This is a genomic window from Rheinheimera sp., assembly GCF_036782235.1.
In the GTDB taxonomy this organism is placed as follows: domain Bacteria; phylum Pseudomonadota; class Gammaproteobacteria; order Enterobacterales; family Alteromonadaceae; genus Pararheinheimera.
This window is the reverse complement of the sequence record NZ_DAIPZL010000006.1, coordinates 147569-173570: the sequence shown is the minus strand read 5'-3', so window position 1 is coordinate 173570 and position 26002 is coordinate 147569. Positions and strand designations below refer to the sequence as shown.

The 26002-nt window shown below is 49.9% G+C and carries 27 protein-coding genes; 12 read left to right on the top strand and 15 right to left on the bottom strand.

Features of this window, described 5'->3' with window-relative positions; genetic code table 11:
* Positions 1-12: 12 nt before the first annotated feature.
* The 3 genes from V7P87_RS09400 to ccoG all read right to left on the bottom strand — a co-directional run bounded on the left by V7P87_RS09400 (position 13) and on the right by ccoG (position 3288).
* The gene (locus V7P87_RS09400) at positions 13-651 is read right to left on the bottom strand and encodes a thiol:disulfide interchange protein DsbA/DsbL (protein WP_333797206.1); all 639 of its coding nucleotides are present in this window, start codon (positions 649-651) and stop codon (positions 13-15) included.
* A gap of 120 nt (positions 652-771) precedes the next feature.
* On the bottom strand, positions 772-1755 hold the full coding sequence (locus tag V7P87_RS09395; protein WP_333797205.1) for a serine/threonine protein kinase: 984 nt from the start codon (positions 1753-1755) through the stop codon (positions 772-774).
* A gap of 114 nt (positions 1756-1869) precedes the next feature.
* On the bottom strand, positions 1870-3288 hold the full coding sequence (gene ccoG, locus V7P87_RS09390) for a cytochrome c oxidase accessory protein CcoG (RefSeq protein ID WP_333797204.1): 1419 nt from the start codon (positions 3286-3288) through the stop codon (positions 1870-1872).
* Between the two features lie 355 nt (positions 3289-3643).
* On the opposite strand from ccoG, the gene V7P87_RS09385 reads away from it, so the two are divergent.
* Positions 3644-4006: a hypothetical protein gene (locus V7P87_RS09385; protein ID WP_333797203.1), complete on the top strand. Its 363-nt coding sequence runs from the start codon at positions 3644-3646 to the stop codon at positions 4004-4006.
* A gap of 18 nt (positions 4007-4024) precedes the next feature.
* Here the strand turns inward: V7P87_RS09385 and V7P87_RS09380 are convergent, their stop codons facing one another.
* The 3 genes from V7P87_RS09380 to purT all read right to left on the bottom strand — a co-directional run bounded on the left by V7P87_RS09380 (position 4025) and on the right by purT (position 6381).
* A complete protein-coding gene (locus tag V7P87_RS09380) occupies positions 4025-4315 on the bottom strand; it encodes a ribbon-helix-helix protein, CopG family (RefSeq protein ID WP_333797202.1) in 291 nt (96 codons plus the stop codon).
* 13 nt (positions 4316-4328) lie between these two features.
* Positions 4329-5027, bottom strand: coding sequence for a nucleotide-binding protein (locus tag V7P87_RS09375; protein WP_260658182.1), 699 nt, complete (start codon positions 5025-5027; stop codon positions 4329-4331).
* Between the two features lie 172 nt (positions 5028-5199).
* Entirely contained in the window at positions 5200-6381 is a 1182-nt protein-coding gene (gene purT, locus V7P87_RS09370) for a formate-dependent phosphoribosylglycinamide formyltransferase (RefSeq protein ID WP_333797201.1), read from the bottom strand.
* 222 nt (positions 6382-6603) lie between these two features.
* Between purT and V7P87_RS09365 the strand changes: the two genes are divergently transcribed.
* Genes V7P87_RS09365 through V7P87_RS09355 form a run of 3 tightly spaced genes read left to right on the top strand, consistent with a single transcriptional unit; the run spans position 6604 to position 8313 of the window.
* Positions 6604-6870: a GNAT family N-acetyltransferase gene (locus V7P87_RS09365; RefSeq protein WP_333797200.1), complete on the top strand. Its 267-nt coding sequence runs from the start codon at positions 6604-6606 to the stop codon at positions 6868-6870.
* Positions 6871-6898: 28 nt separating this feature from the next.
* Positions 6899-8086 (top strand): benzoate/H(+) symporter BenE family transporter, encoded by a 1188-nt coding sequence (locus V7P87_RS09360; RefSeq protein WP_333797199.1) that lies wholly within the window; start codon positions 6899-6901, stop codon positions 8084-8086.
* The gene (locus V7P87_RS09355; protein ID WP_333797198.1) at positions 8086-8313 is read left to right on the top strand and encodes a cysteine-rich CWC family protein; all 228 of its coding nucleotides are present in this window, start codon (positions 8086-8088) and stop codon (positions 8311-8313) included. The genes V7P87_RS09360 and V7P87_RS09355 overlap by 1 nt, the downstream gene beginning before the upstream one ends.
* 28 nt (positions 8314-8341) lie before the next feature.
* Here the strand turns inward: V7P87_RS09355 and V7P87_RS09350 are convergent, their stop codons facing one another.
* The 3 genes from V7P87_RS09350 to V7P87_RS09340 form a co-directional block, all read right to left on the bottom strand.
* Positions 8342-9124 carry a peptidylprolyl isomerase gene (locus V7P87_RS09350; protein WP_333797197.1) on the bottom strand — a complete coding sequence of 261 codons (783 nt, stop codon included), beginning with the start codon at positions 9122-9124 and terminating at the stop codon, positions 8342-8344.
* Positions 9125-9255: 131 nt separating this feature from the next.
* Positions 9256-11166, bottom strand: coding sequence for a tetratricopeptide repeat protein (locus V7P87_RS09345; RefSeq protein ID WP_333797196.1), 1911 nt, complete (start codon positions 11164-11166; stop codon positions 9256-9258).
* A 36-nt stretch (positions 11167-11202) separates the two neighbouring features.
* Positions 11203-11475, bottom strand: coding sequence for a hypothetical protein (locus tag V7P87_RS09340; RefSeq protein WP_333797195.1), 273 nt, complete (start codon positions 11473-11475; stop codon positions 11203-11205).
* 270 nt (positions 11476-11745) lie between these two features.
* On the opposite strand from V7P87_RS09340, the gene V7P87_RS09335 reads away from it, so the two are divergent.
* Positions 11746-13035 carry a cation:proton antiporter gene (locus tag V7P87_RS09335; protein WP_333797194.1) on the top strand — a complete coding sequence of 430 codons (1290 nt, stop codon included), beginning with the start codon at positions 11746-11748 and terminating at the stop codon, positions 13033-13035.
* 85 nt (positions 13036-13120) lie between these two features.
* On the opposite strand, the gene ilvN is transcribed toward V7P87_RS09335, so the two are convergent.
* A complete protein-coding gene (ilvN, locus tag V7P87_RS09330) occupies positions 13121-13612 on the bottom strand; it encodes an acetolactate synthase small subunit (protein WP_296298221.1) in 492 nt (163 codons plus the stop codon).
* 1 nt (position 13613) lies between these two features.
* Positions 13614-15362 (bottom strand): acetolactate synthase 3 large subunit, encoded by a 1749-nt coding sequence (locus V7P87_RS09325; RefSeq protein ID WP_296298219.1) that lies wholly within the window; start codon positions 15360-15362, stop codon positions 13614-13616.
* Positions 15363-15446: 84 nt separating this feature from the next.
* Here V7P87_RS09325 and V7P87_RS09320 point away from each other — a divergent pair, with 84 nt between their 5' ends.
* The 4 genes from V7P87_RS09320 to V7P87_RS09305 all read left to right on the top strand — a co-directional run bounded on the left by V7P87_RS09320 (position 15447) and on the right by V7P87_RS09305 (position 18890).
* Positions 15447-15725: a hypothetical protein gene (locus tag V7P87_RS09320; protein ID WP_296298217.1), complete on the top strand. Its 279-nt coding sequence runs from the start codon at positions 15447-15449 to the stop codon at positions 15723-15725.
* 41 nt (positions 15726-15766) lie between these two features.
* Positions 15767-16606 carry a tetratricopeptide repeat protein gene (locus V7P87_RS09315; protein ID WP_333797193.1) on the top strand — a complete coding sequence of 280 codons (840 nt, stop codon included), beginning with the start codon at positions 15767-15769 and terminating at the stop codon, positions 16604-16606.
* A gap of 68 nt (positions 16607-16674) precedes the next feature.
* Positions 16675-17928 carry a S1 family peptidase gene (locus V7P87_RS09310; RefSeq protein ID WP_333797192.1) on the top strand — a complete coding sequence of 418 codons (1254 nt, stop codon included), beginning with the start codon at positions 16675-16677 and terminating at the stop codon, positions 17926-17928.
* On the top strand, positions 17919-18890 hold the full coding sequence (locus V7P87_RS09305) for an FHA domain-containing protein (RefSeq protein WP_333797191.1): 972 nt from the start codon (positions 17919-17921) through the stop codon (positions 18888-18890). Before V7P87_RS09310 ends, V7P87_RS09305 begins: the two co-directional genes overlap by 10 nt.
* Here V7P87_RS09305 and V7P87_RS09300 read toward each other — a convergent pair.
* On the bottom strand, positions 18887-19276 hold the full coding sequence (locus tag V7P87_RS09300; RefSeq protein WP_333797190.1) for a response regulator: 390 nt from the start codon (positions 19274-19276) through the stop codon (positions 18887-18889). The two genes, V7P87_RS09305 and V7P87_RS09300, sit on opposite strands and share 4 nt — an antisense overlap.
* Positions 19277-19421: 145 nt before the next feature.
* Between V7P87_RS09300 and V7P87_RS09295 the strand changes: the two genes are divergently transcribed.
* Positions 19422-20654 (top strand): methyltransferase, encoded by a 1233-nt coding sequence (locus V7P87_RS09295; protein ID WP_333797189.1) that lies wholly within the window; start codon positions 19422-19424, stop codon positions 20652-20654.
* Here the strand turns inward: V7P87_RS09295 and V7P87_RS09290 are convergent.
* The 3 genes from V7P87_RS09290 to speA all read right to left on the bottom strand — a co-directional run bounded on the left by V7P87_RS09290 (position 20600) and on the right by speA (position 24407).
* Positions 20600-21535 (bottom strand): acyltransferase, encoded by a 936-nt coding sequence (locus V7P87_RS09290; RefSeq protein WP_333797188.1) that lies wholly within the window; start codon positions 21533-21535, stop codon positions 20600-20602. The genes V7P87_RS09295 and V7P87_RS09290 overlap by 55 nt on opposite strands.
* A complete protein-coding gene (locus tag V7P87_RS09285; RefSeq protein ID WP_333797187.1) occupies positions 21532-22422 on the bottom strand; it encodes an acyltransferase in 891 nt (296 codons plus the stop codon). Before V7P87_RS09285 ends, V7P87_RS09290 begins: the two co-directional genes overlap by 4 nt.
* A gap of 98 nt (positions 22423-22520) precedes the next feature.
* A complete protein-coding gene (gene speA, locus V7P87_RS09280) occupies positions 22521-24407 on the bottom strand; it encodes a biosynthetic arginine decarboxylase (protein ID WP_333797186.1) in 1887 nt (628 codons plus the stop codon).
* Positions 24408-24536: 129 nt separating this feature from the next.
* On the opposite strand from speA, the gene speE reads away from it, so the two are divergent.
* Both speE and V7P87_RS09270 read left to right on the top strand, forming a co-directional pair.
* Positions 24537-25397 (top strand): polyamine aminopropyltransferase, encoded by an 861-nt coding sequence (gene speE, locus V7P87_RS09275; RefSeq protein ID WP_333797185.1) that lies wholly within the window; start codon positions 24537-24539, stop codon positions 25395-25397.
* Between the two features lie 141 nt (positions 25398-25538).
* Positions 25539-25991, top strand: a complete 453-nt coding sequence (locus tag V7P87_RS09270; protein ID WP_333797184.1) for a DUF4124 domain-containing protein — start codon at positions 25539-25541, stop codon at positions 25989-25991.
* Positions 25992-26002: the final 11 nt, after the last annotated feature.

Genomic DNA, 26002 nt, shown 5'->3' with positions numbered 1-26002 from the left:
TCCTCCGGAAAATTAAGGCAGTTGTAACAGATAGTTGGTCAGACCTTTTAAGTCCTGCTCCAGATTCGCCTGGTCCAGTTTGCTGATGTCAATTTTGTAGCGGCCATTCACAATAAAAGTGGGCACCGAATTCAGCACTCTGGATTTTGACAGAGTATTTTGTTCTTTTTGCATCAGACTGACCTGAGACTTCACCACAAAATTGTTGATGTTTTTGTCGTAGTCGGCGGCGTCAATACCCGCGCTTAACACCACTTCACGAATGTCCTGCTCGCTGGCAAAAGCTTTACGTTTGGTATGAATGTGCTCAAACAATGCACGGTTCACTTCATTGCCTTTGCCTTTCACTTTGCCCAGAACCATAGCACGGCTTAATGCGGCCTGAGTTTCCTGTTTGGCACCACCCATAAAATCAACATGGAATTTTTTCAGCACCACACCTTCGGGCAGAGACTTTTCCAGACTCTGTACTACAGGTTCAAATGAATGGCAGTGTGGGCAATAAAAAGAGAAAAACTCTTTGACTTCCGGCTTAGCCGTCTTCTGCTCAGAAATAACCTGATAATGTTCACCTTCTTTATATTTACCAGCAGCTTGTGCTGCCGGCACCAGCAATAAAGCCGCTGCAAACCACATCATTAATTTTTTCATTTTTCAGTTCCAGAGTTACTTTTTATCGTCCATTGCCGTTACGCCGGCCATCAGCTGGCGCACAGCTTACACCAAGCTAAATTGTGCTGTATAGCGGCTTGGCCTGATGAAATTTCATTGTTAATAATCAAACGGATGCATTTGCAATGCCGGCTGTTGTAAGCGCCATATCTGCTCTTGCAACACAACCAGCTGTTGTTGCCAATATGCCTCGGTGTTAAACCAGGGAAAATGCAAAGGGAAGGCCGGATCCACCCAGCGCCTGGCGAGCCACGCCATATAATGCACCATCCGCATCGCTCTGAGTGCTTCTATCAATTTAAGTTCCGCAAAATCAAAATCACAAAACTGTTGATATTCATCAAGTAACAGCTCAAGCCGCAGTCTTTGCTCCGGAGCCTCACCCCCCAGCAGCATCCATAAATCCTGGATAGCCGGTGCCTGGCGGCAGTCATCCAGATCAACAAAAAATGGTTGCTGGTGATAAAACAGGTTGCCCGGGTGACAATCACCATGACAACGAATAGTGCGTTTGGGTTGATATTGTTGCTGGCACAGCAACTCTATTTGTTGTAATAACTGCTCAAGTTGTTGCCCTGTGTGTGTACTGAACTGGCCTTGTTGCAGCAATACACTGCGGCTGTCACTGATAAAGTCCTGCACCGACAGCTTTGGCCTGTGCAAAAAATCTTTGGCGCCGCCCAGTTGATGCAGCTGACCTAAAAAACGCCCGAGCTGGCATAACTGTTCATCATCATCAATTTCCAGCGCCCTGCCACCGCGGCTAGGGAATACGGCAAACTGATAACCCTGATAAGGCAATAACGACTGCCCCTCGACTTTGAGTGGTGCCACCACCGGGATTTCAGCTTCAGCCAGTTCAAAGGCAAATTGGTGTTCTTCCAGAATTTGTGCCGTGCTCCAGCGCTGAGGCCGGTAAAACTTCACCACATAACGCTGGCCATCGTCAGCTTTAAACTGATAAACCCGGTTTTCATAACTGTTTAGTGCCAATAAGCCGGATTCAGCATAAAAACCATAATGCTGACAGGCATCAAGAATTAAATCGGGCGAGAGTTCCGAAAAATCAAAAGCAGCGGCCATAACCAACCTCATCAAAAGCAGTGGGCAGTGTAACCGGCTGTGGACAAGACCGCGATGGCTTTATTGGAGCAGCAGTACAAACTGCTGCTCCGGTTCAGGCTTTAGAGAGCAGAATTAACGGCCAGCAAAAAACTTGCTGCCCTGGGTCAGTTCAACGTCTGGCTCGTCTTTGTCACGCACCTGGAATTCAATATCCATCACTGGTTTGGTGGCATCGGCCGGATCCAACGACAAACTGATTGGAATGCCGGCTGTGTCGCCGCCTTTGATAGTGACTTCTTTTTCACCAATCCAGCTGGCTTGCTCCAAACCGGTGAAACTCAGCACAAAGGTTTGATCCTGCTGTGATTTATTGATGATTTTTAAGGTGTAGGTGTTTTCAATTAAACCTTCATCGGTTTCGCGGAACAAGCTGCCGCGGTCACGCACCACGTCCAGTTCTGCCGGCATCCGGGTCCAGAGTGTCCAGGCAAAGGCGCTACAAACCACAAGCAACACCACAAAATAACCCAATAACTTTGGCCGCAGCACTTTGGTGGGCTTACCGGCCAGGCTGTGCTCTGTGGTGTAGCTGATCAGACCTTTGGCATAACCCATTTTGTCCATGGTGTCATCACAGGCATCAATACAGGCACCACAGTTGATACATTCGTATTGCAAGCCGTTGCGGATATCTATCCCCGTTGGGCAGACATGCACACAGAGGTTACAGTCAATACAATCACCCAGGCCTTTTTCTTTATAGTCGGCGTCTTTACGCGAACGTGGGCCGCGGTTTTCACCACGCACTGCATCATAGGTGACAGTAAAAGTGTCTTTATCAAACATCGCAGACTGGAAGCGGGCATAAGGACAAATATGGGTGCACATAATTTCGCGCATCCAGCCGGCGTTGCCATAGGTACATACCATAAAAAACAATACAGATATCACGGCCCAGAAGCTGGCATTGCCGGTGAAGAAGTCGATAAACAGTTGATCAACAGGCGTAAAATACCCCACAAAGATCAACGAAGTTAATAAAGAAAATGCCAGCCAGGCGAAGTGGGTCAAACCTTTTTTCAGCACTTTTTGCGCCGACCAGGGGTCTTTATCCAGTTTCATTCTGTTATTACGGTTGCCCTGAATCTTTTCTTCAAACCAGATAAAAATAAAGGTCCAGACCGTTTGCGGGCATAAATAACCACACCAGACCCGGCCATAAAAAGTAGTGACAAAAAATAGGGCATAAGCGCCGATGACAAAGATCCAAGCCATGATGGTGAAATCTTGTGGCCATAAGGTCATGCCAAAAATATTAAATTTTTGCTCGCCAATATCAAGCAGAATGGCCTGGTGGCCGTCAAACTGCAGCCAGGGCAACAACATAAACAGGCCCATAAAAACAAAACCCATATTGCGGCGTAATTTTTGATGCAACCCTTTGACTGCCCGCACATAAATCCGATCCCGAACTGGGTAATTTTTCGGCTCTTTTGGATTGTGCATATCCACTTTAATTGGGATAGTCTGTTGCTTTTGTTGTGGTTCCACACTGTACCTCTGATGCTGCAGCTAGGCCGGCAAAAGTCTGCCGGCGCTGTGGGCGATTATAGCAGTAAATGCTGATGGATCATGGCCTTGCCTGCATTGCGGTAGATCAACCGCAGGCTATATCCTGAAAGTCAGCCCTAAAAGGCAATTTTTGTACCAAAGTTGGACGAGCCTGAAAGCCTGATAAAGCGCAGGTTCAGCCAAAAAAATGTAAACTTCGGCAACAGCTGAGTGTCAACACTGATGACACCTTGTGGTGGTGAACGCGCGTCAAACCATCAAGGCACAAAGCCGGATTTCGTTCAGCTTGTTTTATGCGTAGAATAAGCGCCAATGCGCAAATAAAGGTGTAATAATGAAAAAAGTCTTATGGTTTATCGTGTTAGTGCTGGCGCTTGCCACATTGTCAGATCATCCGGTGTTGCTGCCTTATAAACAACAGCTATATGCAAAATTCAGCGATTCAACGCACAATGCCAGCAAGGTCAAATCAGATCAAAGTATGAGGGCCATTAAAACCCGGTTTGCCGAAATAGGTAACAGTCTGGGGAGAGGTCAACAAACAGAACTGGAGCGGGTGGCCAGTAGTACGGCTAATGTTCTGGAGTTTTATCAGCGTTATTGTGTGGAACGACAGTTTCACCAACAACTCTATGGTGACAGTATTACGCAGGTGTGTGCTGTTATAGAGAACAACCGCAGCGGTCTGACAAATTAACCAGACCGCACTGCGGTGTTATTCCACCTTTTTCACCACGACGGACTTACCTACACCCACAGCGGCACTCTGATTTTGTTCGTTGACGCTGAGAATCAGCTGGCGGATCAATTTTGATTTTGATACGCCAGTTTCTTTACTCAGATTGTTTAACACCTCAATCGCTTCGGCACTTAAAGTGAAAGTTGCATGACGCATTGGCCCCTGACTCAGCAGGGTTGCTGAATCTTCTTCCGGTGCCTGTCTGACACTAACGATTTTGGGGATCCCCATAGCGTAGTTTTCAGCATCGGCAATAAATTCTTCCACGGTGAAAGCGCGTTTATTCGATCGTGTTGAATTTTTTTTCAGATCGGTCAATGCCATCTTCTTGAATTGCCTTCATTGCCATCAGTTCAACAATAATGTCTTTGATTTCGGTAGCCGCTTTACCATCCGGCTCAGTGTCCATCACAGACATACCTTTTTCTTCGCTGTCATCATAAATATTGCGGCTGTAGGTGACGCCATTTAATACCCGTAAATTAAAGCTGCGTACCACTTCTTTTGCGTCGAGAATGCGGTTGGCCTGATTGGGTAACGACGGGCACTGGGTCAGTACACAGGCAACTATCATGTCGGGGTTCACCACATTACAGTTGCTGACCAAATCTTCTAAGTGTTCCAGCGTTTTTAAGTCACGGCGTTTTGGCCGCAGTGGCAACAGCACATGAGAGGCAACCGACATGGCGGAACGCAGCGCCACGCTATCCTGACCACCACAGTCGACGATGACATAGTCGTAGTGGTGTTCAAGGCTCTTCAATTCATAACGGATCTTGCCGTACATCTGTACACAGTTGATCCATTGTACGTTCGGTGACAGATGACGTTCCTGCACCCAATCAGATGTGGTTCGTTGTGGATCACAATCCACAAGAATCACGTTGGCATTTTTCTGGGTTGAAAAATACACGGCGATGTTCTGGGCCAGACAACTTTTGCCACTACCGCCTTTTTCCCCACCGACTAACAAAATCATGCACATTCCCTCTTCGTTGCGACCACGACAATTCAGCACTGCTGCTGCAGAACTGCAGGTTAAACTGATAGTTCAGTGCACAGATGTTGCTGACTATCAGTTTCTTAGTGTAGGAGACAACTCTGCAGACTGGCAAAGTTTGCCAATAAGTCTTTGCAGTTGTTGTGTCCCTTTATAACTCCACCCTGATCTGCTTGATCACATTCAGGGCTTTTTCTATCGCTTGCTCAATAGTGCCGGCTTGTGCCAGCGCAACTCCAAGCCTGCGTTCACCATGTACTTCAGGTTTTCCGAATAAACGAATTTCAGTATCTGCTTCGGTCAATGCGCGGTCAAGCCCATGAAATTGCATCTGTTGTGACTGTCCCTGCACCAGTAACACTGCAGAGGCGGTAGGGCCAAGCTGCCGTATCGCCGGAATGGGTAAACCCAGAATAGCGCGGGCATGCAGCGCAAATTCCGACAGGTTTTGTGACATTAATGTCACCATGCCGGTGTCGTGTGGCCGCGGTGATACTTCGCTGAACCAGACATTGTCCCCTTTGATAAATAATTCAACACCAAATACACCGCGGCCACCTAAGGCCTGGGTAATACGGCGGGCATAATCTTCGGCTTTGGCCAGGGCTGCGTCAGACATGGCTTGCGGCTGCCAGGACTCACGGTAATCGCCTTTTTCCTGACGATGGCCAATGGGCGCACAAAACTGGGTGCCACTGACCGAGCAAACGGTTAACAAGGTAATTTCGTAGTCAAAATCAACAAAGGCTTCCACTATCACCCGGCCTTTGCCGGCGCGGCCGCCTTCCTGAGCATAAGCCCAGGCCGTTTCAACATCGGCATCAGACTTTAATACCGACTGGCCTTTACCGGACGACGACATAATGGGTTTGACCACACAGGGATAACCCACGGTGGCAATAGCAGCCAGATAACTGGCGTGGTCGTCGGCAAATTGATAACGCGAAGTGGGCAGCTGCAGCTCTTCAGCGGCCAGGCGGCGAATGCCTTCACGGTTCATTGTCAGGTGAGCGGCGCGGGCGCTTGGGATCACCTGAAAACCTTCCTGTTCCAGTTCCAGTAAAGTTGCAGTGGCGATAGCTTCTATTTCCGGCACTATCAGATCAGGTTTTTCTTTGATCACCAGCTGACGCAAGGCTGCGCCGTTCAGCATTGAAATCACATGATGGCGGTCTGCCACCTGCATGGCAGGGGCATTTACGTAGCGGTCAACCGCTATCACTTCACAGCCATAACGTTTTAATTCGATACATACTTCTTTGCCTAACTCGCCGGCGCCAAGTAACAAGACTTTGGTGCTGGTTGGGCTGGCCGGGGTGCCAATGCGGGTCATAACCACTCCATCTGAAAAAGCCCCGGGCGCTTGGGGCCAGGGCGAAAATTTTTTGGTAGATTAACAAGAAATTGGCGCTTTGCCTGCAGTTTTATCAGTAGTTGCGCTGCTGTGCTTTGCCGCCCTTAGGGTGGGAGGGTTGTGCTGGGTGCTGGTACTTTGTGGTGCTGCGGCGTAAAGTAGCAGAGTCGTTTTTTGAGAAGAGCAGCGAAGGAGTCCATTATGGATCAGGCAGTTATCCGACATTTGCCGGAGCAACATTGTTTTGTGCTGGACTTTGCCGGCCACCAAGCCAGGCTGGACTATCAGCTCAGTACCGATGCCGCCGGTCATGCTGTGCAGGTCAATTTTACCCATACTTTTGTCCCTGAAGCAGCCCGAGGTCAGGGGCTGGCCGAACAGCTGGTGCGGGCAGGGCTGAACTGGGCCAGGACACAGCAGCTGCAGATGGTCGCCAGCTGCTGGTATGTGGCGAAGTTTTTGCGTTAGTGACTGTTTTGACCGAACTGGAGTGCTGATGAAACCGGAAAAAACGCCAATGCAATGGCAAGACTGGAGTGTGTCGGCGGTGGTAGCCGGTTTTGTTGCTGTGTTGGTAGGTTTTGCCAGTTCAGTGGCCATCGTATTTCAGGCGGCAAGCGCTGCAGGGGCTGATCAGGCGGTCACGGCCTCCTGGATTGCAGTGCTGGGTTTTGCCATGGGCATCACCTGTATTGGCTTTTCCTGGTATTTTAAAGCTCCGGTATTGACCGCCTGGTCCACGCCAGGTGCGGCTTTACTGGCCAGTAGTTTAACCGAAGTCAGTTTAGGGCAGGCTGTTGGCGTTTTTATGTTTAGTGCACTGCTGACCTTATTGCTGGGCCTGAGTGGTTGGTTTGATAAACTCAGTAGCCGTATCCCGTTACCCCTAGCCGCAGCAATGCTGGCCGGCATTTTATTGAAGTTTGGCCTGGCTATTTTTATCAGTTTGCCGGATTCCCCTGTGCTGGTGCTGACCATGTTAGTAGTGTTTTTGGTGGCAAAAAGATGGTTACCCCGTTATGCGGTGCCGCTGGTGTTGTGTAGCGGTTTGTTGTTGGCATTTGCCATGGGGCAACTGGATATATCACAAGTTGCATGGACACCGGTGCAGCCGGTGTGGGTCAGTCCACAGTGGTCATGGCAGGCATTGATTGGTGTTGGAATTCCGCTGTTTCTGGTCACTATGACGTCACAGAATATTCCCGGCCTTGCGGTACTGAAGGCCAGTGGTTATCAACTGCCGGCGTCACCGCTGTTAAGCTGGACAGGCCTGGTCACTTTGCTGAGCGCGCCCTGGGGGAACTTCTCAATTAATCTTGCTGCTATTACGGCGGCCATCTGTAGCGGGCCTGAAGCACATCCGGAACCGGCCAAACGTTATACGGCCGGCATTGCTGCCGGGGTGTTTTATTTGTGCACCGGCGTGGCCGGAGCCACTGTTGTGGCGCTGTTTGCCGCTTTTCCTGAGGCCTTAGTGGCAACAGTGGCAGGTGTTGCTTTGCTTGGGACTATCGCCGCTAATCTGGCGCAGGTCAGTGCGGAGTCGCCGCATCGTGATGCCGCTATGCTGACATTTCTGGTGACGGCGTCCGGCCAGAGTTTTTGGGGTATAGCTTCGCCTTTCTGGGGCTTGCTGGCTGGTGTGGTCACTATGCTGCTACTGAACTGGCGGCGGAGGTTGTGATGAGTGTATGTCCGGGTTGTGGCAAAGAAAATCTGTGTGCGGTTAGCGCCGGTGAACCGGCCGAAAGCTGCTGGTGTTTGCGTTTGCCCTTTGGCCTGGCTGAACAAGCCGGTTTACCGGCAACAGCGCTTTGTTATTGTCAGTCTTGTTTGACAACATTGGCGGCAAAACTCGTCACTGAAGCCAGCACTGAGCAGAAAACAGCAACCGGGCAAAAGCCCGGTTGATGTTTTGTACATATGATGTGTGACTGGCTTAACAGCTGCGGCGGCGCCAAACCAGGAAGGCACCTGCCAGCAAGCTGAACCAGCCCAGACTGCCGCCTGATGAGCCTGAACTTCCGCTGTCAGGTTTGCTGGTGATCAGCGTATTGGTTTTTGGATTCAGACCAGCAGCTGTATTCACTTCAGCGTTGATCACTGTGATGCTTTCAATGGTCACCAGGTTATTGCTGGTGACCGGCGTTTTGGCCGCGCCGTCGGCTGCTGTGTAGTTACGCAGCGGGACTTCCGGATAATTGGTATTGAGGTTATTTGGTAAGTTACTGATGGAGTCAATAATTTCCATACCTGTGCCCGTCACAGTCCCAAAAACGGTAAAACCACCATTTTGCAGATCCAGGTTGGCGCTGTTGTCACTTAAATTAATAAACCATTGATTGGTTGCGCTGTTGGCGTTACCGCTGATTTTTGCCATGGCAATAGTGCCGCGCACATTGGATAACTTAGGTTCGTTAACAACGGCAGCCAGCTGAGGGACAGCAGTAAAAGGCGCATTGTTGTCACCGCTAAAGCGAAAACCACCACCCTGCAACACAAAACCTTTGACGCTACGGTGAAACACAGTGTTCTGGTAACTGCCATTTTTGACATAAGCCAGGAAGTTATTCACTGTGGCTGGCGTGGTTTGATCAAACAGGTTTACTTCAAAATTACCCAGACTGGTTTTGACCAGCACCACTGTGGCGCTGACTGGTGCACAGACAAAGAGCATAGCGGCGGCCAGACTGGCCAGCACTGGGGCGGTTTTTTTCTGCATTGGGGTTACTCCGGATTTGAATATCTGCCGCAGCTTATACGACGGCTGAGTGTAGATGCCAGCGCCATTACATTTAGTCACCAATTGAATACAGATCATTGTAAAACAACTGGTTATTAATTGAGCGGAAGTCAGGGCCTGACCTGCTGCCCAGTCATCTGTTGCCAGTTTTGCAAATAGCGGATGGCATTCGGGTGTTCGCCAGCCTGCTCAAAATACAATTTGGCTTTGGCAAAATCGCGCGGCACCACTTTGCCTTCAAAATACAGCAGTCCGAGATAATAGTTGGCGCTGTGGCTACCGGCAGCGGCCGCTTCGGTGAACAACGCCAAAGCTTTGGTGGTATCCTCTTTGACGCCTTTGCCAAACAGATACAACAAAGCCAGCCGGTTTTTAGCCGGGGTATAACCTTCTGCTGCGGCATACTGATAAAAATACGCCGCCGTTTTAGCATCCGCTGCCACACCGTCACCATCATCAAACATCAGGCCGGCATTAAAAGCGCAGGCCACATTGCCTTGTTTGCTGCATAACATAAACCAGCGATTAGCCAGTTCACTGTTTTTTGGCAGCAGTTCACCATCACGGTATAAAGTACCAAGCCTGAGCATAGCCCTGCTAAAAAACCGTTCGGCCGCCAAGCGGTAATAATGCAGTGCCAGTTCCGGTTTAGCCTCGCCAAACAGGGCTTCTTCATAACCGTAACCCAGCAGATACAGGGCTTCCGGATGCCAGTTTTTGCTGGCCTGCAGCAAATAAGATTCGGCGGCCGGCACTTTGGCCGGTGGTGGATTTTGTTGTATCAGCTGAGATGCATAAAGGTAAGCGGCAATACTATTGCCTTGATCGGCAAAAGGTTTTAACTGTTCAGCCAGAGCGGCGTGTTGCTCCGGATGCTGTTCCAGCTGCGACAGCAAATAAAATGCCATGGCGTCCTGCATACCGGCAGCGGCTGCTTGTTTTAACCAGAAATCACCTTGTGCCGGGTCGGACTTGCCAAATTTATTGCCAAAATAATAACGCGACAGCTGTAACTCCGCCTGACCAGCACCGGCGAGCTCGTTGATTTGCGCGCGTTGCAATCTGATATTGCCTTCATCCACTTTGCCAAGCCGGCCACTTTGATGCAGGAACAGTAAAAATTGCAGCGCCGGCACATAGTCATCGTCTGCAGCAGCCAGTAACCATTGGTGACATTGGTTTTTGCTGAGGTTCAGCTCGGCCTGATAACAGAGTTCAGCCAGTTTGACCGCGGCCTGATGCGACCCCGCATTGATCGCTTGTTGGTAAAGATTAACCGCCTGTGCTGTGTCACCTTGTTGTTGCAGCATCATCGCTACAGGCACCAGCAACACTGAGTTGGTTTTGGTGTATTCCGGTTGCATCTGCCGGCTCCAGCCGTCAACCAGGCCGGTAAAAGGAAAAGGGATCTGATCGAGTGCATGCAGATAACGCTGGTTTTCCAGATAAATGGCTTTAAATTTCTGATCGCTGCTGTCGTACACCTGCAGCACATAATGCAGCGCATTGTTGCCGGCGGACAGTTCGGCGTAATAATCCAGCACCTGCATGCCAAGCAGTTGCATCAGATCGTGCCCGTCCTGATACAGATTGATCTGATAAGCGCCATAAGATGTTTTGCCGTGGCCAGTTTGCAGTATGCCGCTGCGCAGATAGTTCAGATATGCATGCCAGTGTTTTAACTGAGCCTGATCCGGCTTTTCACTAAAACACTGAATCGCATGGCGATAAAACGCCAGCGTCCAGAAATTGTCTTTTTGCCCTTGTTGCCAGTCCAGCTGCTGACACTGTTTTGCGGCCGCTTGCTGTTGCCATTTTTTCCAGGCTTGAGCCGTTTTGGCTACTTCTGTACTTTGCAGATAACTCTGATACAAGGTGGCATAAGGCGGCAGCTGTTCGGCGGCGGGTAAATTGCTGATGGTTTGCAGATACAACTGCGCTTCGGTGGGCGCAGCAACTTTACTCTGACAGCCAGACAACAACCAGAGACAACAACACAGGCTTATCAGACGCAAGATCACAAGGTGCTTCCCTGTTTTGAGCAACAATAAAAATGGTTATTCGGCTTCCAGCCAAGGGGTTTGTGGCAACAGATCCAGATGTTGTTCATAACGGGCCAGATTAAACTGTTGCTGCTGTTCAACCACGGCCAGCATTTCCGGCGCCAGCGCGCAGGCAATCAGTTCCATTGCTTCTTCCTGGCTGTGACCCGTCATACGCAGGCGCATTAAAGTGGCTTTGACTTTGGCCGGATAAGCATCTGCCAGCTGGTTTTCGATCACTTCAAACAGCAGGCTTTGATCGACCTGTTCAGACTCATGATTTGACATCAGTGTATTCCGTATGCAAAAGCTGCAGCATGCCAGAAATGGCCTGTGTTGCCTAGGCGCGACAGTGATAAATAGCGGCATTGCTGCGTAAAAAGCCACACGACAAAATGCTTGCTATGGGCCTGGGGCAGCGTTATGGTGCTGAGTCAAAATAACAGACCGGTCACAGCCGGCGGTGAATCGGTCAAGCGTCCGATCCCCAGGTGCAATCTGCGCACAACCCTCTGTCCTGCATTGCCTACAAAACAACAGCAATAGCGAGTGATATCTATGACAAATACCGAGTTGGCCTGGGCTTTTGCCCAACAGTTAGTGATTATTTTGCTGGCTGCACAGCTGTTTGGTTATCTGGCCAGATTTATCGGCCAACCCAGGGTGGTGGGCGAAATGATTGCCGGTGTGGTACTGGGACCTTCGTTGTTTGGTTTGTTTTGGCCAGAGCTGCAACAAGGTATTTTTGTCGCCGACACTATGCCCATTTTGTACATAGGTGCCCAAATTGGTGTTGGCCTTTATATGTTTCTGGTTGGGCTGGAATTTAATACCCGGTTATTTAAACAACAAGCCCGCAGTGCTGTCGGGGTTTCGCTTGCTGGCATGATAGTGCCTTTTATCGTCGGTGCTTTATTGTGTGTATGGCTGCTGGAGCAACCCGGTTTATTCGCCGCCAATATTTCCTACACCAATGCCGCACTTTTTATGGGCGCTGCTATTGCCATTACCGCTTTTCCAATGTTGGCGCGCATTATTTATGAACGTAAACTGGCAGGCACTGCTTTAGGCACCCTTGCGCTGGCTGCCGGTGCTATTGATGATGCTGCGGCCTGGATAGTGCTTGCTGTGGTCCTGGCCAGTTTTGGTGGTGGGGCTTTGCTGGCCATCAAGGCTGTGCTGGGTGGAGCCATTTACGCTTCTTTGATGCTGACCAAAGTCCGTGGCTGGTTACAGCCGCTGGCCGACAAGGTCGACCACACCGGAGTGTTAACTCAGCCGGTGTTTTTGCTGGTGCTGCTGCTGTGGGCGCTGTCAGCTTATGCCATGGAGTGGGTGGGCCTGCACGCTGTGTTTGGTGGTTTTTTATTGGGTATTGCGATGCCCAGAGGCAAAATGACTGAAATGGTCAGCGCCCGTTTAAGCAACATCACTGTGTTTGTGCTGTTGCCGATGTTTTTTACTTATTCAGGTTTAAAAACCAAGCTTGATGTGCTGGGCTCCTGGCAGGTGTTTTCGACAGCACTGATTATTCTGGCGGCGTCTATTTTTGCCAAAGGCGTGGCCTGTTGGGCTGCCGCGCGTATTGGCGGAGCCGATAACCGCACTGCAATGGCAGTGGGCGCTTTAATGAACTCCCGTGGCTTGATGGAGCTGATTATTATTAATATTGCGTTGAGTTATGGCGTGATCCAGCAGGGATTATTTTCCATTATGGTGTTAATGGCGATAGTCACCACCTTAATGGCCACCCCATTATTTCAGCTGGTGTACGGCCGGCATATGGCCAAAACAGCGCCCCAAACCGCAGAGCAGGATATCAATCCAACAGCGCTGAAAGCGGGCTGAGTTCATTTGGTGCAACATAAAAAAGGGGCGCTGCTATTGGCAGCAGCGCCCCTGGTTGTTTTTACCCTTGTGAGAGTGCCCGGTTTCAGAGGGCCAGCGCTTTTTCGCCTCTGGAAATGCCCGAAACGCCGGTACGTACCACTTCCAGGATCTGGGTGTTGCGCATGGCTTCAATAAAAGCTTCCAGTTTGTCACTGGTCCCTACCACCTGAATGGTATAAGTAGTAGGCGATACGTCGATGATCTGGCCGCGGAAGATATCGGCACAACGTTTGACTTCTTCCCGCTGTTCGCCGCTGGCTTTCACCTTCACCATCATCAGCTCCCGTTCGATATGAGCGCTTTCGCTTAAGTCCACCAGCTTGACCACTTCAATCAGCTTATGCAGCTGTTTGGTGATTTGTTCTATGACCTGGTCGTCACCGCGCGTGACCAAGGTCAGGCGTGACATGGTTGGGTCTTCAGTGGCAGCCACTGTTAACGAATCAATGTTATAACCCCGCTGGGCAAACAAACCCACCACACGGGCCAGGGCGCCGGACTCGTTTTCCAGCAGAACTGCAATAATGTGCCGCATGTTAAGTCCGCTCCGTTTTGCTTAAGAACATGTCATTCATGGCGCCACCCGGCACCTGCATCGGGTACACATGTTCTTTGGGATCAATATGAATATCCAGAAACACCAGCCGGTCTTTTAAGGCAAAAGCCCGCTCCAGCGCTGGTTCTAACTCTTCCGGACTGGTGACGCGGATACCAATATGGCCATAAGCTTCGGCCAGCTTGACAAAGTCCGGCAGCGAATCCATGTATGAACTGGAATAACGTGAGTCGTAGTTCATATCCTGCCACTGCTTCACCATGCCCAGATAACCGTTGTTCAGGTTGATGATTTTGACGCCAAGGCCATATTGTTTGCAGGTCGACAGCTCCTGAATATTCATCTGAATGGAACCTTCACCTGTGACACAGACCACTTCAGCGTCCGGGTAATGCAGTTTTACGCCCATAGCGGCCGGTAAACCAAAACCCATGGTGCCAAGGCCACCTGAGTTGATCCAGCGGTTGGGTTTATCAAACTTGTAATACTGCGCCGCAAACATCTGGTGCTGGCCCACGTCAGAAGTGACATAAGCTTCACCTTTGGTGTGACGGTGCACGGCTTCAATCACGGCCTGAGGTTTCAGCAGATCGGAGCGCTGCTCATAACGGCCGCCATGCACTTCACGCCATTGCTGAATTTGCTGCCACCACTGGTTGAGCGCTGTTTGGTCCAGCTGTGCCTGAGATTTGCTGTCCTGTTTGTCCAGCTGGCTGAGCATTTCCTGCAACACAGGTTTAACCAAACCCACAATAGGCACATGAGCGTTGACTGTTTTGGAAATACTGGCCGGGTCTATATCGATGTGAATAATAGTGGCATTGGGGCAGAATTTTTTGGTGGCGTTGGTGACCCTGTCATCAAAACGGGCGCCCACAGCAAAAATCACATCGGCATGATGCATGGCCTGGTTGGCTTCATAACTGCCGTGCATACCCAGCATGCCAATAAATTGTTTATCCGACGCCGGATAAGCGCCCAGTCCCATCAGGGTATTGGTGACAGGTAAATTTAACCTTCTGGCAAGCTCAGTCAGCTCTTCAGAGGCGCGGCCTAAAATCACCCCGCCGCCTGAATAAAGCACCGGCCTTTTGGCGGCCAATAAGGTTTGCAGCGCCTTTTTAATTTGCCCCGGATGGCCTTTGGCATTGGGGTTATAAGAGCGCAGCTTGATATCTTTAGGATAAGAATACGGAAATTTCTGATTGGGCATGGTCATATCTTTTGGGATATCCAATACCACGGGGCCAGGCCGGCCACTTTGGGCGATATAAAAGGCCTTTTTCACCATTTCCGGTATATCAGCCGGGTTTCTGACCGACATATTGTGTTTCACAATAGGGCGGGAAATACCGAGCATATCGGTTTCCTGGAAAGCGTCGTCGCCAATCAGGTGGCTCATCACCTGACCACAAATCACCACCATCGGAATAGAATCCATATAAGCAGTGGCAATGCCGGTGACCGCATTGGTGGCACCAGGGCCTGAAGTGACGAGCACGACGCCAGCTTTGCCGCTGGCACGGGCATATGCGTCCGCCATATGGGTTGCAGCTTGTTCGTGGCGGACCAGCACATGCTTCACATCATTTTGCTGGAACAGCGCATCATAGATATGTAACACGGCGCCGCCGGGGTAACCATAAACGTATTCCACGCCCTCATCGTGCAGGGCGCGAACTAACATGGCACCGCCAGACAGCATTTCTGGTTGGTTTTGTTGGCTCATGACTCAGGTCTCATAGTTCGCGTATGCAAAAATATCGGCGCTGCGGCTGTGGTGAAAAAACACGGGCGCAGTTCCGGTTGGGTCTTGTCGAAACAAGAAATTCTTTTGCTACGTGGACAGGTTGGCAGCGTAAGGCACTGGCAACAAATAGTTCAAACTACGGCCCTGATTTTTAGTGGTGACTTCTGTGCTCAGAAGTTCATTTTGCAGGCTCGTCAGGGCGTTACTCTAAGGGAAAAACTCAGGCTTTGTCGACTTCTTTTTTGGCTTTTGCCGCTGTTGGCGGCATATTTTCCGGCCGTTGCCGACAATTACGGCAACGGCAAGGCTGTGCCTTGCAAAAACACCGGCCTGACCACATAGTATTAAATCAATAAGTTAATTCAGTTACAGGTGTTGTCTTGGTGAATCAGGTTGCGGCTGGTTTTGAAAACGTGCGGGATTTATTAGCCTTATCCCAACAAAAACTGGTGATTTTTGCGTTTTGGTCTGAACGTGCTGAACAAAGCAAAATGTTGTTGCAGTTGTTGTCGGGGATCAGTAGTGCTTATCCGGAACAATTAGTGCTGGCCACAGTGAACTGCGATCTGGAACAGGAACTGGCAATGCAATTTGGCGTACGCAGTGTGCCAACCACGCTCTTTATTCAAAATGGCCAGCCGGTGGACGGTTTTGCCGGTGCGGAAAACGAAACGCAAATCCGTCAGCGCTTGCAGCCTTATTTGCCCAAAGCAGACGACTTGTTGTTGCAACAGGCAGAGCCGCTGCTGGCAGCGCAGCAGTGGGCCGAGGCTTATCCGCTGTTAGCTCAGGCGCAGCAAATGGCACCAGAGCGGGCGGATATCCGCAAAATGCTGGCCTATTGCGCTGCTTCACTTGGCAAAATTGACGAAGCCAAACAGTTGCTGGGCACTGTGCTGCTGGCCGATCAGGATGGCTTGTATCAGCAGGTGCTGGCATTAATCGAATTGGCCGAGCAAGCAGCCGACAGCCCGGAGATCCGCGCGCTGGAACAGCAGCTGGCAACAGAGCCGGATAATTTATTGTTGTGTCAGCAGCTGGCTGTGCAGTATCAGCAAGCCAACAGAGTGGCTGATGCGCTGGCGCTGTTGTATAAAATTCTGCAACAGGATTTAAATTTTGGCGAAAGTAAAAAACTGATGCTGGATATGCTGGCGGTGCAACCCAAAGGGGATGCCCTGACCGCAACTTACCGGCGTAAGCTGTATAGTTTGTTGTATTAACCTGGCAATACAGCCGGTTTGCGGCTGTTGCAGATGCGTGCTGGCATCTGAGTACACAAGGATCTGTTATGCGCTGGATTTGGTTTTGCTGTTGTTTGTTGTTGCTCACCACTCTGAAGGTGCAAGCCGATTCGGCCGAGCAATTATTTGCCCGTTATGAACCTGCGTTATTGCAGGTGCGGGTGCTGGAAAAAGCCTCGGGCGCCAAGTCTTCGATTGGCACCGGTTTTGTGCTGGAGCAACCGAATTTACTGGTCACCAATTACCACGTGGTGTCGGAAGCTGTGTTATTTCCCGACAAATATCAGCTGGAATATCTGGCGGTCAACCAGCAAAAAGGCGCTTTAACAGTGTTGGCTGTGGATGTGGTCAACGATCTGGCGCTGGTGCAAACCGATTATCAGCCAGAGGCAAGGTTTAGTATTCAGACCGAAAAGCCGGTGCAGGGCGCGACCTTGTATTCACTGGGCAACCCGCATGATTTGGGCATGATCCTGGTACCCGGCACCTACAATGGCCTGCAAAAATACAGTTATTACCCGCGCATTCATTTTACTGGCGCTGTGAATGCCGGCATGAGCGGTGGCCCCACAGTGGATGCCAGTGGCAAGGTGGTTGGGGTGAATGTTGCTTCTGCCGGTAATCAGCTAGGTTTTCTGGTGCCAGCCGATGCGCTGCAGCGCTTGCTCGCCAGTTATCAGCAACAACAGAATGATGCCGATTTACCCAAACAAATAGCGCAGCAGCTGTTTGACAGTCAGCAAAAAATGTTCAGTGAAATTTTAGCGGCTAACTGGCAACTCAAAGATTTTGGCCCGGGCAAGGTGCCGGACGAAGTGGTGCCTTTTATCCGTTGCTGGGGTGAATCCAATGTGGAAAAAAGCAAAGATCAGCTGAAAAAAGTAGCGGCATTTTGTAGTCAGGGCGAAGAAATTTTCCTGTCTCAGCAGTTCAGCACCGGCCGTATTGAGATGCAGTTTGAGTGGTTACACGGTGCTGCTTTACATCCGCTGCAGTTTTTTAACCGTTATCAGCAGAATATCAGTAGTGCCAATGCCGATAATCAGGCCAGCAAAGAAGATGTGACCTCTTTTGAGTGTCAGCACAAGGTGGTGCAGCAGGCCAATGGCCAACACGCCAAAACTATTTTTTGTGTGCGGGCTTACCGCAACTTTGCCGCTTTGTTTGATGTGTTATATCTGGCGGCTTCGCTCGATCATCAGCAGCAAGGGGTGATCAGCCACTTTACCTTGTCAGGGGTCAGTCAGGAAAACGCTCAGGCTTTTGCCCGCAAATTTAGTGAGGCTGTGTTATGGCAATAATTATTGAGGTGCTGAATAAACAGCACAAAGTGACAGAACGCCATAAATTCAGCCAGCACAGAGTGGCGCTGGGCCGGGCTTATGACAATGATGTGATTTTGTACGACAAACATATTTGTCCACATCATGCCGAGCTGGTGCAGGACGAACAAGGGCAATGGTTATTGCGGGATCTGGCCTCGATGAATGGCAGTTATCTGCAACCAAAACAACCACTGACCGAAGCTCAGCCGCTGGCGTCGGGTCAGTTGTGCTGGCTGGGTGAACAAGCGGTGCGTATTTACGACGACAGCCATCAGGTGGTGCCGGCCTTGCCTTTTAATCCACTGGAACAACTGCTGTTGCGTTGTGGTCATCTTGGCATGATCCTGCTGCTGTTGCTGTTTGTAGTGCTGGAAGAAGTGTTTCATCTCTGGTTGTCGGCACCGGAGCAACAACAGGCGCAGTGGTCGCGCAGTCTGGCCAATTTGCCCTTGTTATTGCTGGTGTTAACTTTATGGCCGGCCGTGCTGGCGCTCTGGTCCAAAATTAATCAGCACGAAGCCAGATTTTTACCCCAGTTAGGCATCACTTTTATAGGGCTCAGTGTGCTGGCGGTATGGCAGGGTCTGATGGTGATCCTCAATTTCAGTTTTGACGGAGCCGCCGCTATCAATTGGTTGCAGGAAGGCGGACGTTTGCTGATCTTCACCTTGCTGCTGGGGGCGAATTTTTATCTGGCGATGCAGGTCAGCACCGGTAAAAAAATAGCCATGGCTTTTGGATTGGCGTTGTTACTCAGTGTACAAAGCCTGGGGCTGGGTTTTTGGTTTGATGAATCGCGCCAGCTGGCGCCTAAATTTGATAACAGCTTATTACCACTGAATTTTTATCTGAATAGCCCTGTTTCGGCCGAAGATTTTGCCTCACAAAACAATCAGTTGTTTGAAACTGCCGCTAAAGCGCGGCAGGAGCAGGATTAAGCCTGATGACCATCAAGCCAGATCTGCCGGATTTGGCTTGATAAGGTCATAGGGTCAAAAGGTTTGACGACCACGTCACTGGCGCCCAGCGCTTTATAAGATTCAATTTCGCTGGCCTGCACCTTGGCCGTCATAAACACCACCGGCACCAGACGCAGATCGTACCTTTGTTGCAGCTGTTTCAGGGTGGTGGGGCCGTCCATGCCAGGCATCATCACGTCCAGCAGCACCAGCTGCGGTGCAAAGCTGTTGAATTTGTCCAGGGCTTCCTGACCCGAGCTGCAGGTGCACACCTGATAACCGCCGACTATTTCCAGTGCCACTCTGGCAACATCCTGAATAGATTGATCATCTTCAACATGCATTACACGAACTAAATCATTCATTTGTTTATTCTGCGCAAAAACCGGGGTTGTTTTAGTCTGGCATAACTGGGCGGCATAGGCCAGTGCCGGGCGCCGGAACAGTAGCTTTGCTGCAACTTGCCTTCGTATAATGCCAATCTGATATGGCCTTAAAAGCGGATAATCTGTGTCGATTGACGATCTGAAGTTGTGGTTTTTACAGCTGGACCAGCTACTGGAGCAGCAGCAAGCTTATTGGCGGTTGCAGCCGATGCAGCAAAATGATCTGCCTTTTGCCGATCACAGCCTAAACGAGCTGTTGTTATCTTTCAGTCTGGAACAATGTGACGCTATCGACCAAAGCCCGGCATTACAACAGCAGTATTTTGCCGGTTTTTTCCCATTGTTATTTGCGGCTTTACCAAAGCTTCAGCACTTTGCACCACAGGGGCTGGAATTACCTTTCTGGCTCAGCACCGATATTGGTGGGCGCAAATGGCAACAAATCAGCTTGTTTGCCGAAGCTGTTGGCAAACCCGGCAGCAAGGTGCTGGAGTGGTGCGCCGGTAAAGGCCATTTAGGTAAAGTGTTGTGTTTTGCTTATCAAAATAAGGTGACAAGCCTGGAATGGCAGGCTGAGTTATGTCAACAAGGCCAGCTTAGTGCCAATAAACTTAACCTTGACCAATTTTTTATCGAACACAATGTGCTGGAAGCGCAGTCGCAGCCGTTATTGGCCAGTGTTGATCAGCTGGTGGCGCTGCATGCCTGTGGTGATTTACACCGGGTGGCGCTGACCGCCGGGGTGGCTGCCCGTTGCCCTGAACTGCATTTGCTGCCCTGTTGTTACCATTTGCAGCAGGATGAGTGCTATCAGCCATTGTCGGAGCAGGCTTTGGCAAGCCGTTTGCGGTTAAGCCGTGCTGAGCTGAAACTGGCGGTGCAGGGGCAAAACACGGCGGGCGAGCGGGTGCGACGGTTACGTCATACCGAAGTGTTATGGCGCCGGGCTTATCAGCTGTGGCTAAGTGAACAAAGCGGCAGTACTTTATACCGAGCTTTGCCTTCGACCGCTAAACACTGGTTTAGTGGCGCTTTTGCCGACTTTGCCAGTTGGGCTGCGGCGCAGCATCAGCTTGAGTGGCCGGCAGGGCAGGATGGCCATCGTTATTTAGTTCAGGCGGCACAGTTGTTGTTGCTGCAAAGACGCATTGAGCTGGTGCAACATTTGTTTCGCCGGCCGCTGGAACTGTGGCTGGTGCTGGATCGGGCTTTATATCTGGCGGAGCAGGGGTATCAGGTGCAGCTGCAGCAGTTGTGTCAGGCCAGTGTGACCCCCCGCAATCTGCTGCTCAGTGCTTATAGTTACACCGACGAACAATCCAGCTCTGTCAGAGTGACAGGCGCAGTGCCCAGATAATGGCTGATTTGCTGGTCTTTATGCACCCAGCGTTGGTTCAGCCATTGCTGAAAGCGCTGGCGAAAAGCTTCGTCGTTAAAATAATCGCCAATAATGCTGTCATCCACCGGCAGCACTTCCACCTGGATCACCACCCGCTTTAACTTACCCAATAACATGTCGATCAGCACATGATTGGGGTTGTCAGGGTAAATTAAGGTGACATCCAGCACAGCATCAAACTGCGAGCCCATACTGGCCAGCGTAAAGGCAATACCACCTGCTTTGGCCGGCAATAAATGCCGGAACGGGCTGTTTTTGTGTTTATGTTTAGCCCGGGTAAAGCGGGTGCCTTCGACAAAATTAATAATAGTGGTGGGCGTATGGCGGAACTTTTCACAGGATTTTTTTGTGGTTTCAATATCCTTGCCTTTGAGTGCCGGGTTTTTCTGAATTTGCGCCTGGCTGTACCTTTTCATAAAAGGCATATCCAGCGCCCAGGAGCCTGAACCAATAAAAGGTACCCATTTTAGTTCTTCTTTTAAAAAGAACTTCGGCTCCGGAATACGTTCCAGCGCAAACTGACTCAATACCGGAATATCCAGCCAGCTTTTATGGTTGGATATTAATAAATACCAGCTGTCCTGTTTCAGTTCGGTCATGCCGGAGAGTTGCCACTCGACCGGGTTAAACAGGTTGATCAGCTGACGGTTGTGCAACGACCAGTGGCGGTACGCCCAGTGCGCCAGCCGCGAGACCTGACGCTGCAGCGCAGGCACTGGCAGCAGCAGTTTCAGCAGGCCGCAAACTGTCACAATGATGCCCCAGAGACTCAGGTTCAGACTAAACAGCAGCAGCGCCAAAGGGGCACGCAACAACCGGAATACATCCATCAGCATCATACTTCTCCCTGTTGCAGAGCACTCAGTTGCCGGTCTTTGTCCAGCCACAACTGATTAACCCAGTGTTGAAAACGTTCGCGAAAATGCGGATCTTCGTAGTCGCCTATTAAATGTTGTTCAATCGGCAGTACCCTTACTCTTACTTTAATGTCGTGCACTTTACCAGAAATAAAATCCCAGAAGCTTGGCGCACCCTTGGGGTAATAGATGGTCACATCCAGCAGTTTATGCAGATGTTCGCCCATGGCATTCAGCACAAAAGAAATGCCACCGGCCCTGGGTTTTAATAAATGCCGGAATGGTGACTGCTGCTGTTGTTGTTTTTCCGGGGTAAAGCGGGTGCCTTCGAGGAAATTCATCACAGACACCGGTTTATAACGGAATTTTTCGCAGGCTTTGCGGGTGGTTTCAATGTCTTTGCCTTTGAGCTGCGGATGTTTTTTTAAAAAAGCCGCGCTGTAGCGTTTCATAAAAGGAAAATCCAGCGCCCACCAGCACAGGCCAATCACAGGCACATAAATCAGCTCTTTTTTCAGGAAAAACTTCAAAAACGGGATTTGCCGGTTCATCACTTTTTGCAAAACCAGAATGTCGACCCAGGACTGATGATTGGCCACCACCAGATACCAATCCTTCACTGACAACTTATCCAGGCCTTTGATATCCCAGTGAATTTTGCTGAATAAACTAGTGGTGAAGTTGTTCAGGCTGATCCAGGCACTGGCACAGGTATCCAGTAAATAGGTGATGGCCACCTGCCATAACCGGATCGGCGGCAGTTTTAACATAGCCAATAACAAAACAGGGCCGGCCCAGAACAGGGTATTCAGCAGATACATTAGAAAAGAAATAATGCCAATCAAAGGCTTAGGCAAAAAGTGCAACATAAGTATTCCTCCACAAATAAAAAGAGCAGGGTGGCCTGCTCTTTGTATCTCAATGCATCGTGACAGTGTTAGACTGCTCCGACCTGTGTCAGTGTACCTTAATCTTCGAAATAGGTGTAACCATAAACACCGGCTTTCAGCTCTTCGAGCATAGAGGCCTGTTGTTCAGGGTTAAACTTCGAGGTCGCCAGCTGGTTCTTGTACGACTGCAGCAGTTTTTCCGCGTCAAACTGCACATAACGTAATACGTCTGCGACAGTGTCACCTTTAATGGCATTGGTCAGTTTGTAGCTGCCATCGTTGTTCAGTTCAACATGCACTGAGTCGGTGTCGCCAAACAGGTTGTGCAAATCACCCAGAATTTCCTGATAAGCGCCGACCATAAACATACCCAGCAGGTACTGTTCATCTTCTTTATACGCTGGCAGCGGCAAACTGGATTCAATACCATTGCCGTCGGCATAACTCTTCAGTGCACCGTCTGAGTCACAGGTGATGTCCTGAATAATGGCGCGTTGTTCCAGTGATTCGTTCATCCGCTCCAGAGGCATCACCGGGAAGAGCTGGTCAATACCCCAGGCATCCGGCATCGACTGGAATAATGAGAAGTTAACGAATAACTTGTCGGCCAGTTTTTCATTCAGTTCATCGTGAATTTCACGGTGTGAACGTGAGGATAAATCCAGCTTGTCTTTCACTTTGTTAATGGTGGCAAAATAAATCTGCTCCAGTAACGACCAGTCTTTTAACGTCAGCAAACCGTGCACGTATTGGGCATGGGCGTCGGTAAAATAATGCACAGCGTCGTGATAAGCCTCAACCGCAGAGCGGGCCGTGACATTCTGGTAAGAATCCCATAAAGCCCAAACTACCTGAGGTGAATCTTCGCTTGGCTCCGGCAGATGACGCAGGCCAGGTGCGCGTTCGACGTCGATAGCGTCTGTGACCAGTACAGCGTGGTGGGCTGTCATGGCGCGGCCAGATTCAGTGATGATATTCGGGTGTGGCAAATCGTATTCGTCACAGACTTCTTTTAAACCGTACACGACGTTGCGGGCGTATTCGTACATGGTGTAGTTCATCGAACAGGCAGAACGGGAGTTCGAACCTTCGTAATCCACACCCAGACCACCACCCACATCCACTGTGGTGATAGGCACGCCTAAGGTCCGCAGTTCAGCATAATGACGGGCACATTCACGGATAGCGTTGTGAATATCACGGATATTCGCAATTTGTGAACCAATATGGAAATGCACCAGTTGTAATAAATGCAGCTTGCCGGCTTCTTTTAAAATATCAATGGCTTGCAGCACCTGAGTGGCGGTGAGGCCAAACTTACCTTTTTCACCACCAGTGTTTTGCCATTTACCTTTACCCACTGAATTCAGTTTGATACGGATACCGATAAAAGGCGCCGCATCCAGGCTGTCAATTTCGCGGATCAGGGTTTTTAATTCCGACAGTTTTTCAACCACCACGTAAACGCTGTGGCCCATCATCTGGCCAATAGTGGCCAGGCGTAAAAACTCGCTGTCTTTATAACCGTTACAGACAATCCGCAGTGGCTGTTCTGTGACGCCTAAAATGGCCATCAGTTCTGGTTTAGAACCTGCTTCCAGACCCACTTTGCCACTGTGGTGGCTGACCAGTTTGCTGACGACGGAAAACTGCTGGTTTACTTTGATTGGGTAAACCGCTGTGTATTCGCCCTGATACTCACGCTCTTGCTTCGCTTTGGCAAAAGACTTGATCAGCGTATCAACACGATGTTCCAGAATGTCGGTAAAACGTACCAACACTGGCAGCGTTAATCCTTCTTCTTTAAAACGTGCAGTCAGCTCCGGAAAGCTAATGCCTGGTTTGCTGTGATCCTGATCCGGATAAGCAACGAGATCGCCCTGTGCGTTGACGTCAAAATAGCCTTCGCTCCAGACTGCTACGTTATAGATGGATCTTGCTTTGTCGATACCCCATTCTGCCATTGTCGTGCCCTTCAAAAAATTAGGCCGCTATTTTAAGTGCAATAGCAGCAAAAAAACATGAAAAATTTGTCCCAAAGCGGCTTCACTGGCAAAATAATTGCCCCCTTTGCCAGTGCCCGGAGTGGAGCTATGTCAGAACTTATTTCTAAACAATGGTTTACCGAGATTTTTCAACCAAGCGGAAGTGCGTTTTCGCTGCAAATTCACCAAAAGTTAGCTGAAGTTCAGTCTCCTTTCCAACATATTGAAGTCTACGAAACCACTGAATTCGGCAATATGATGGTGATAGACGGCGTGATTATGCTCAGCAGTCGGGAAAATTTCCTGTATCACGAGATGTTAAGCCATCCGGTATTGTTTACTCATCCCAATCCGCAGCAGGTGGTGATCATCGGCGGTGGTGACTGCGGTACCTTACGTGAAGTGTTAAAACATCGATCAGTACAAGCTGTTACCCAAATCGATATTGATGAGCAGGTCACCCGGATGGCGGAGCAATATTTCCCTGAGCTGTGTGCCTCCAATAACGACCCGCGTGTCACCTTATTGTTTGATGACGGCATTAAATATATGCGCGAAGCGGCGCCTGAAAGCCTGGATGTTGTGATTGTGGATTCAACTGATCCTATTGGTCCTGGTGAAGGTTTATTTAACCGCGCTTTTTATCAGAGCTGTTTTCATGCGTTAAAACCAGGCGGCATTCTGGTGCAACAAAGTGAGTCGCCGCTGATCCACCTGGAGCTGTTGAACGCCATGCGTGAAGCGATGAAAGACGCTGGTTTTGCCGCACTGCAAACTTTGAATTTTCCACAAATGGTGTATCCAAGTGGTTGGTGGACCTGCACTCTGGCACGTAAAGGTCAGTCTTTTGATGGTTTCCGTCGTGAAGATGCCGATAACGCCGATTTTCCCACTGAATATTACAACGCCGATATCCATCAGGCTGCTATGGCATTGCCTAACTTTATGCGCCGCAAGCTGCGTGGTTAAAGGCTTTGACGCCGGCGCTGCTGCCGGCGTCTGTTGTTAACCAGCTGTGACATCGTCAGAAATATGTAACTTTGTTGGTTCAGTACTTGCTTGATCTTAAATGCTTCTGTACATTTAACGTTCAAGTTGGGAGAACTGCCGATGAAAAGTCATAGCCTTTGCTTATTATTACTTTGTGCCACCAGTGCACATGCCAACGTCTATCAATGCGAGCAGGACGGCAAAGTTACTTTCAGTCAGTTTCCTTGTGAAGAAAGCGCTGAACTGGCGCAGGAAGTTAACGCTGGTAATGTAGTGTTGAGCAGCAATAAAAAAACCGATCTGCAGATGGAAAGCCTGAAGAAAAAAGGCCGTTATCTGGAGTATCAACTTTCATTGACTGAACAACAGCAAAAGCAGCAGTTAACAGCACTTGAAAATGAATATTACGAAGCGCAGAAAAAAGGCGCGAAGTCGAATTATCTGACGATGCTGAATCAGAAAATGCAAAAACTGCGGCAGGAATTTGCCGAGCAGAAGCAAAAGCAGAAACACGAGCTCGCCGCTTTGCAGAATCAAATGAACGCGTTACAACGTCAGTATGCAGTGAACTAATTCACTTCGGC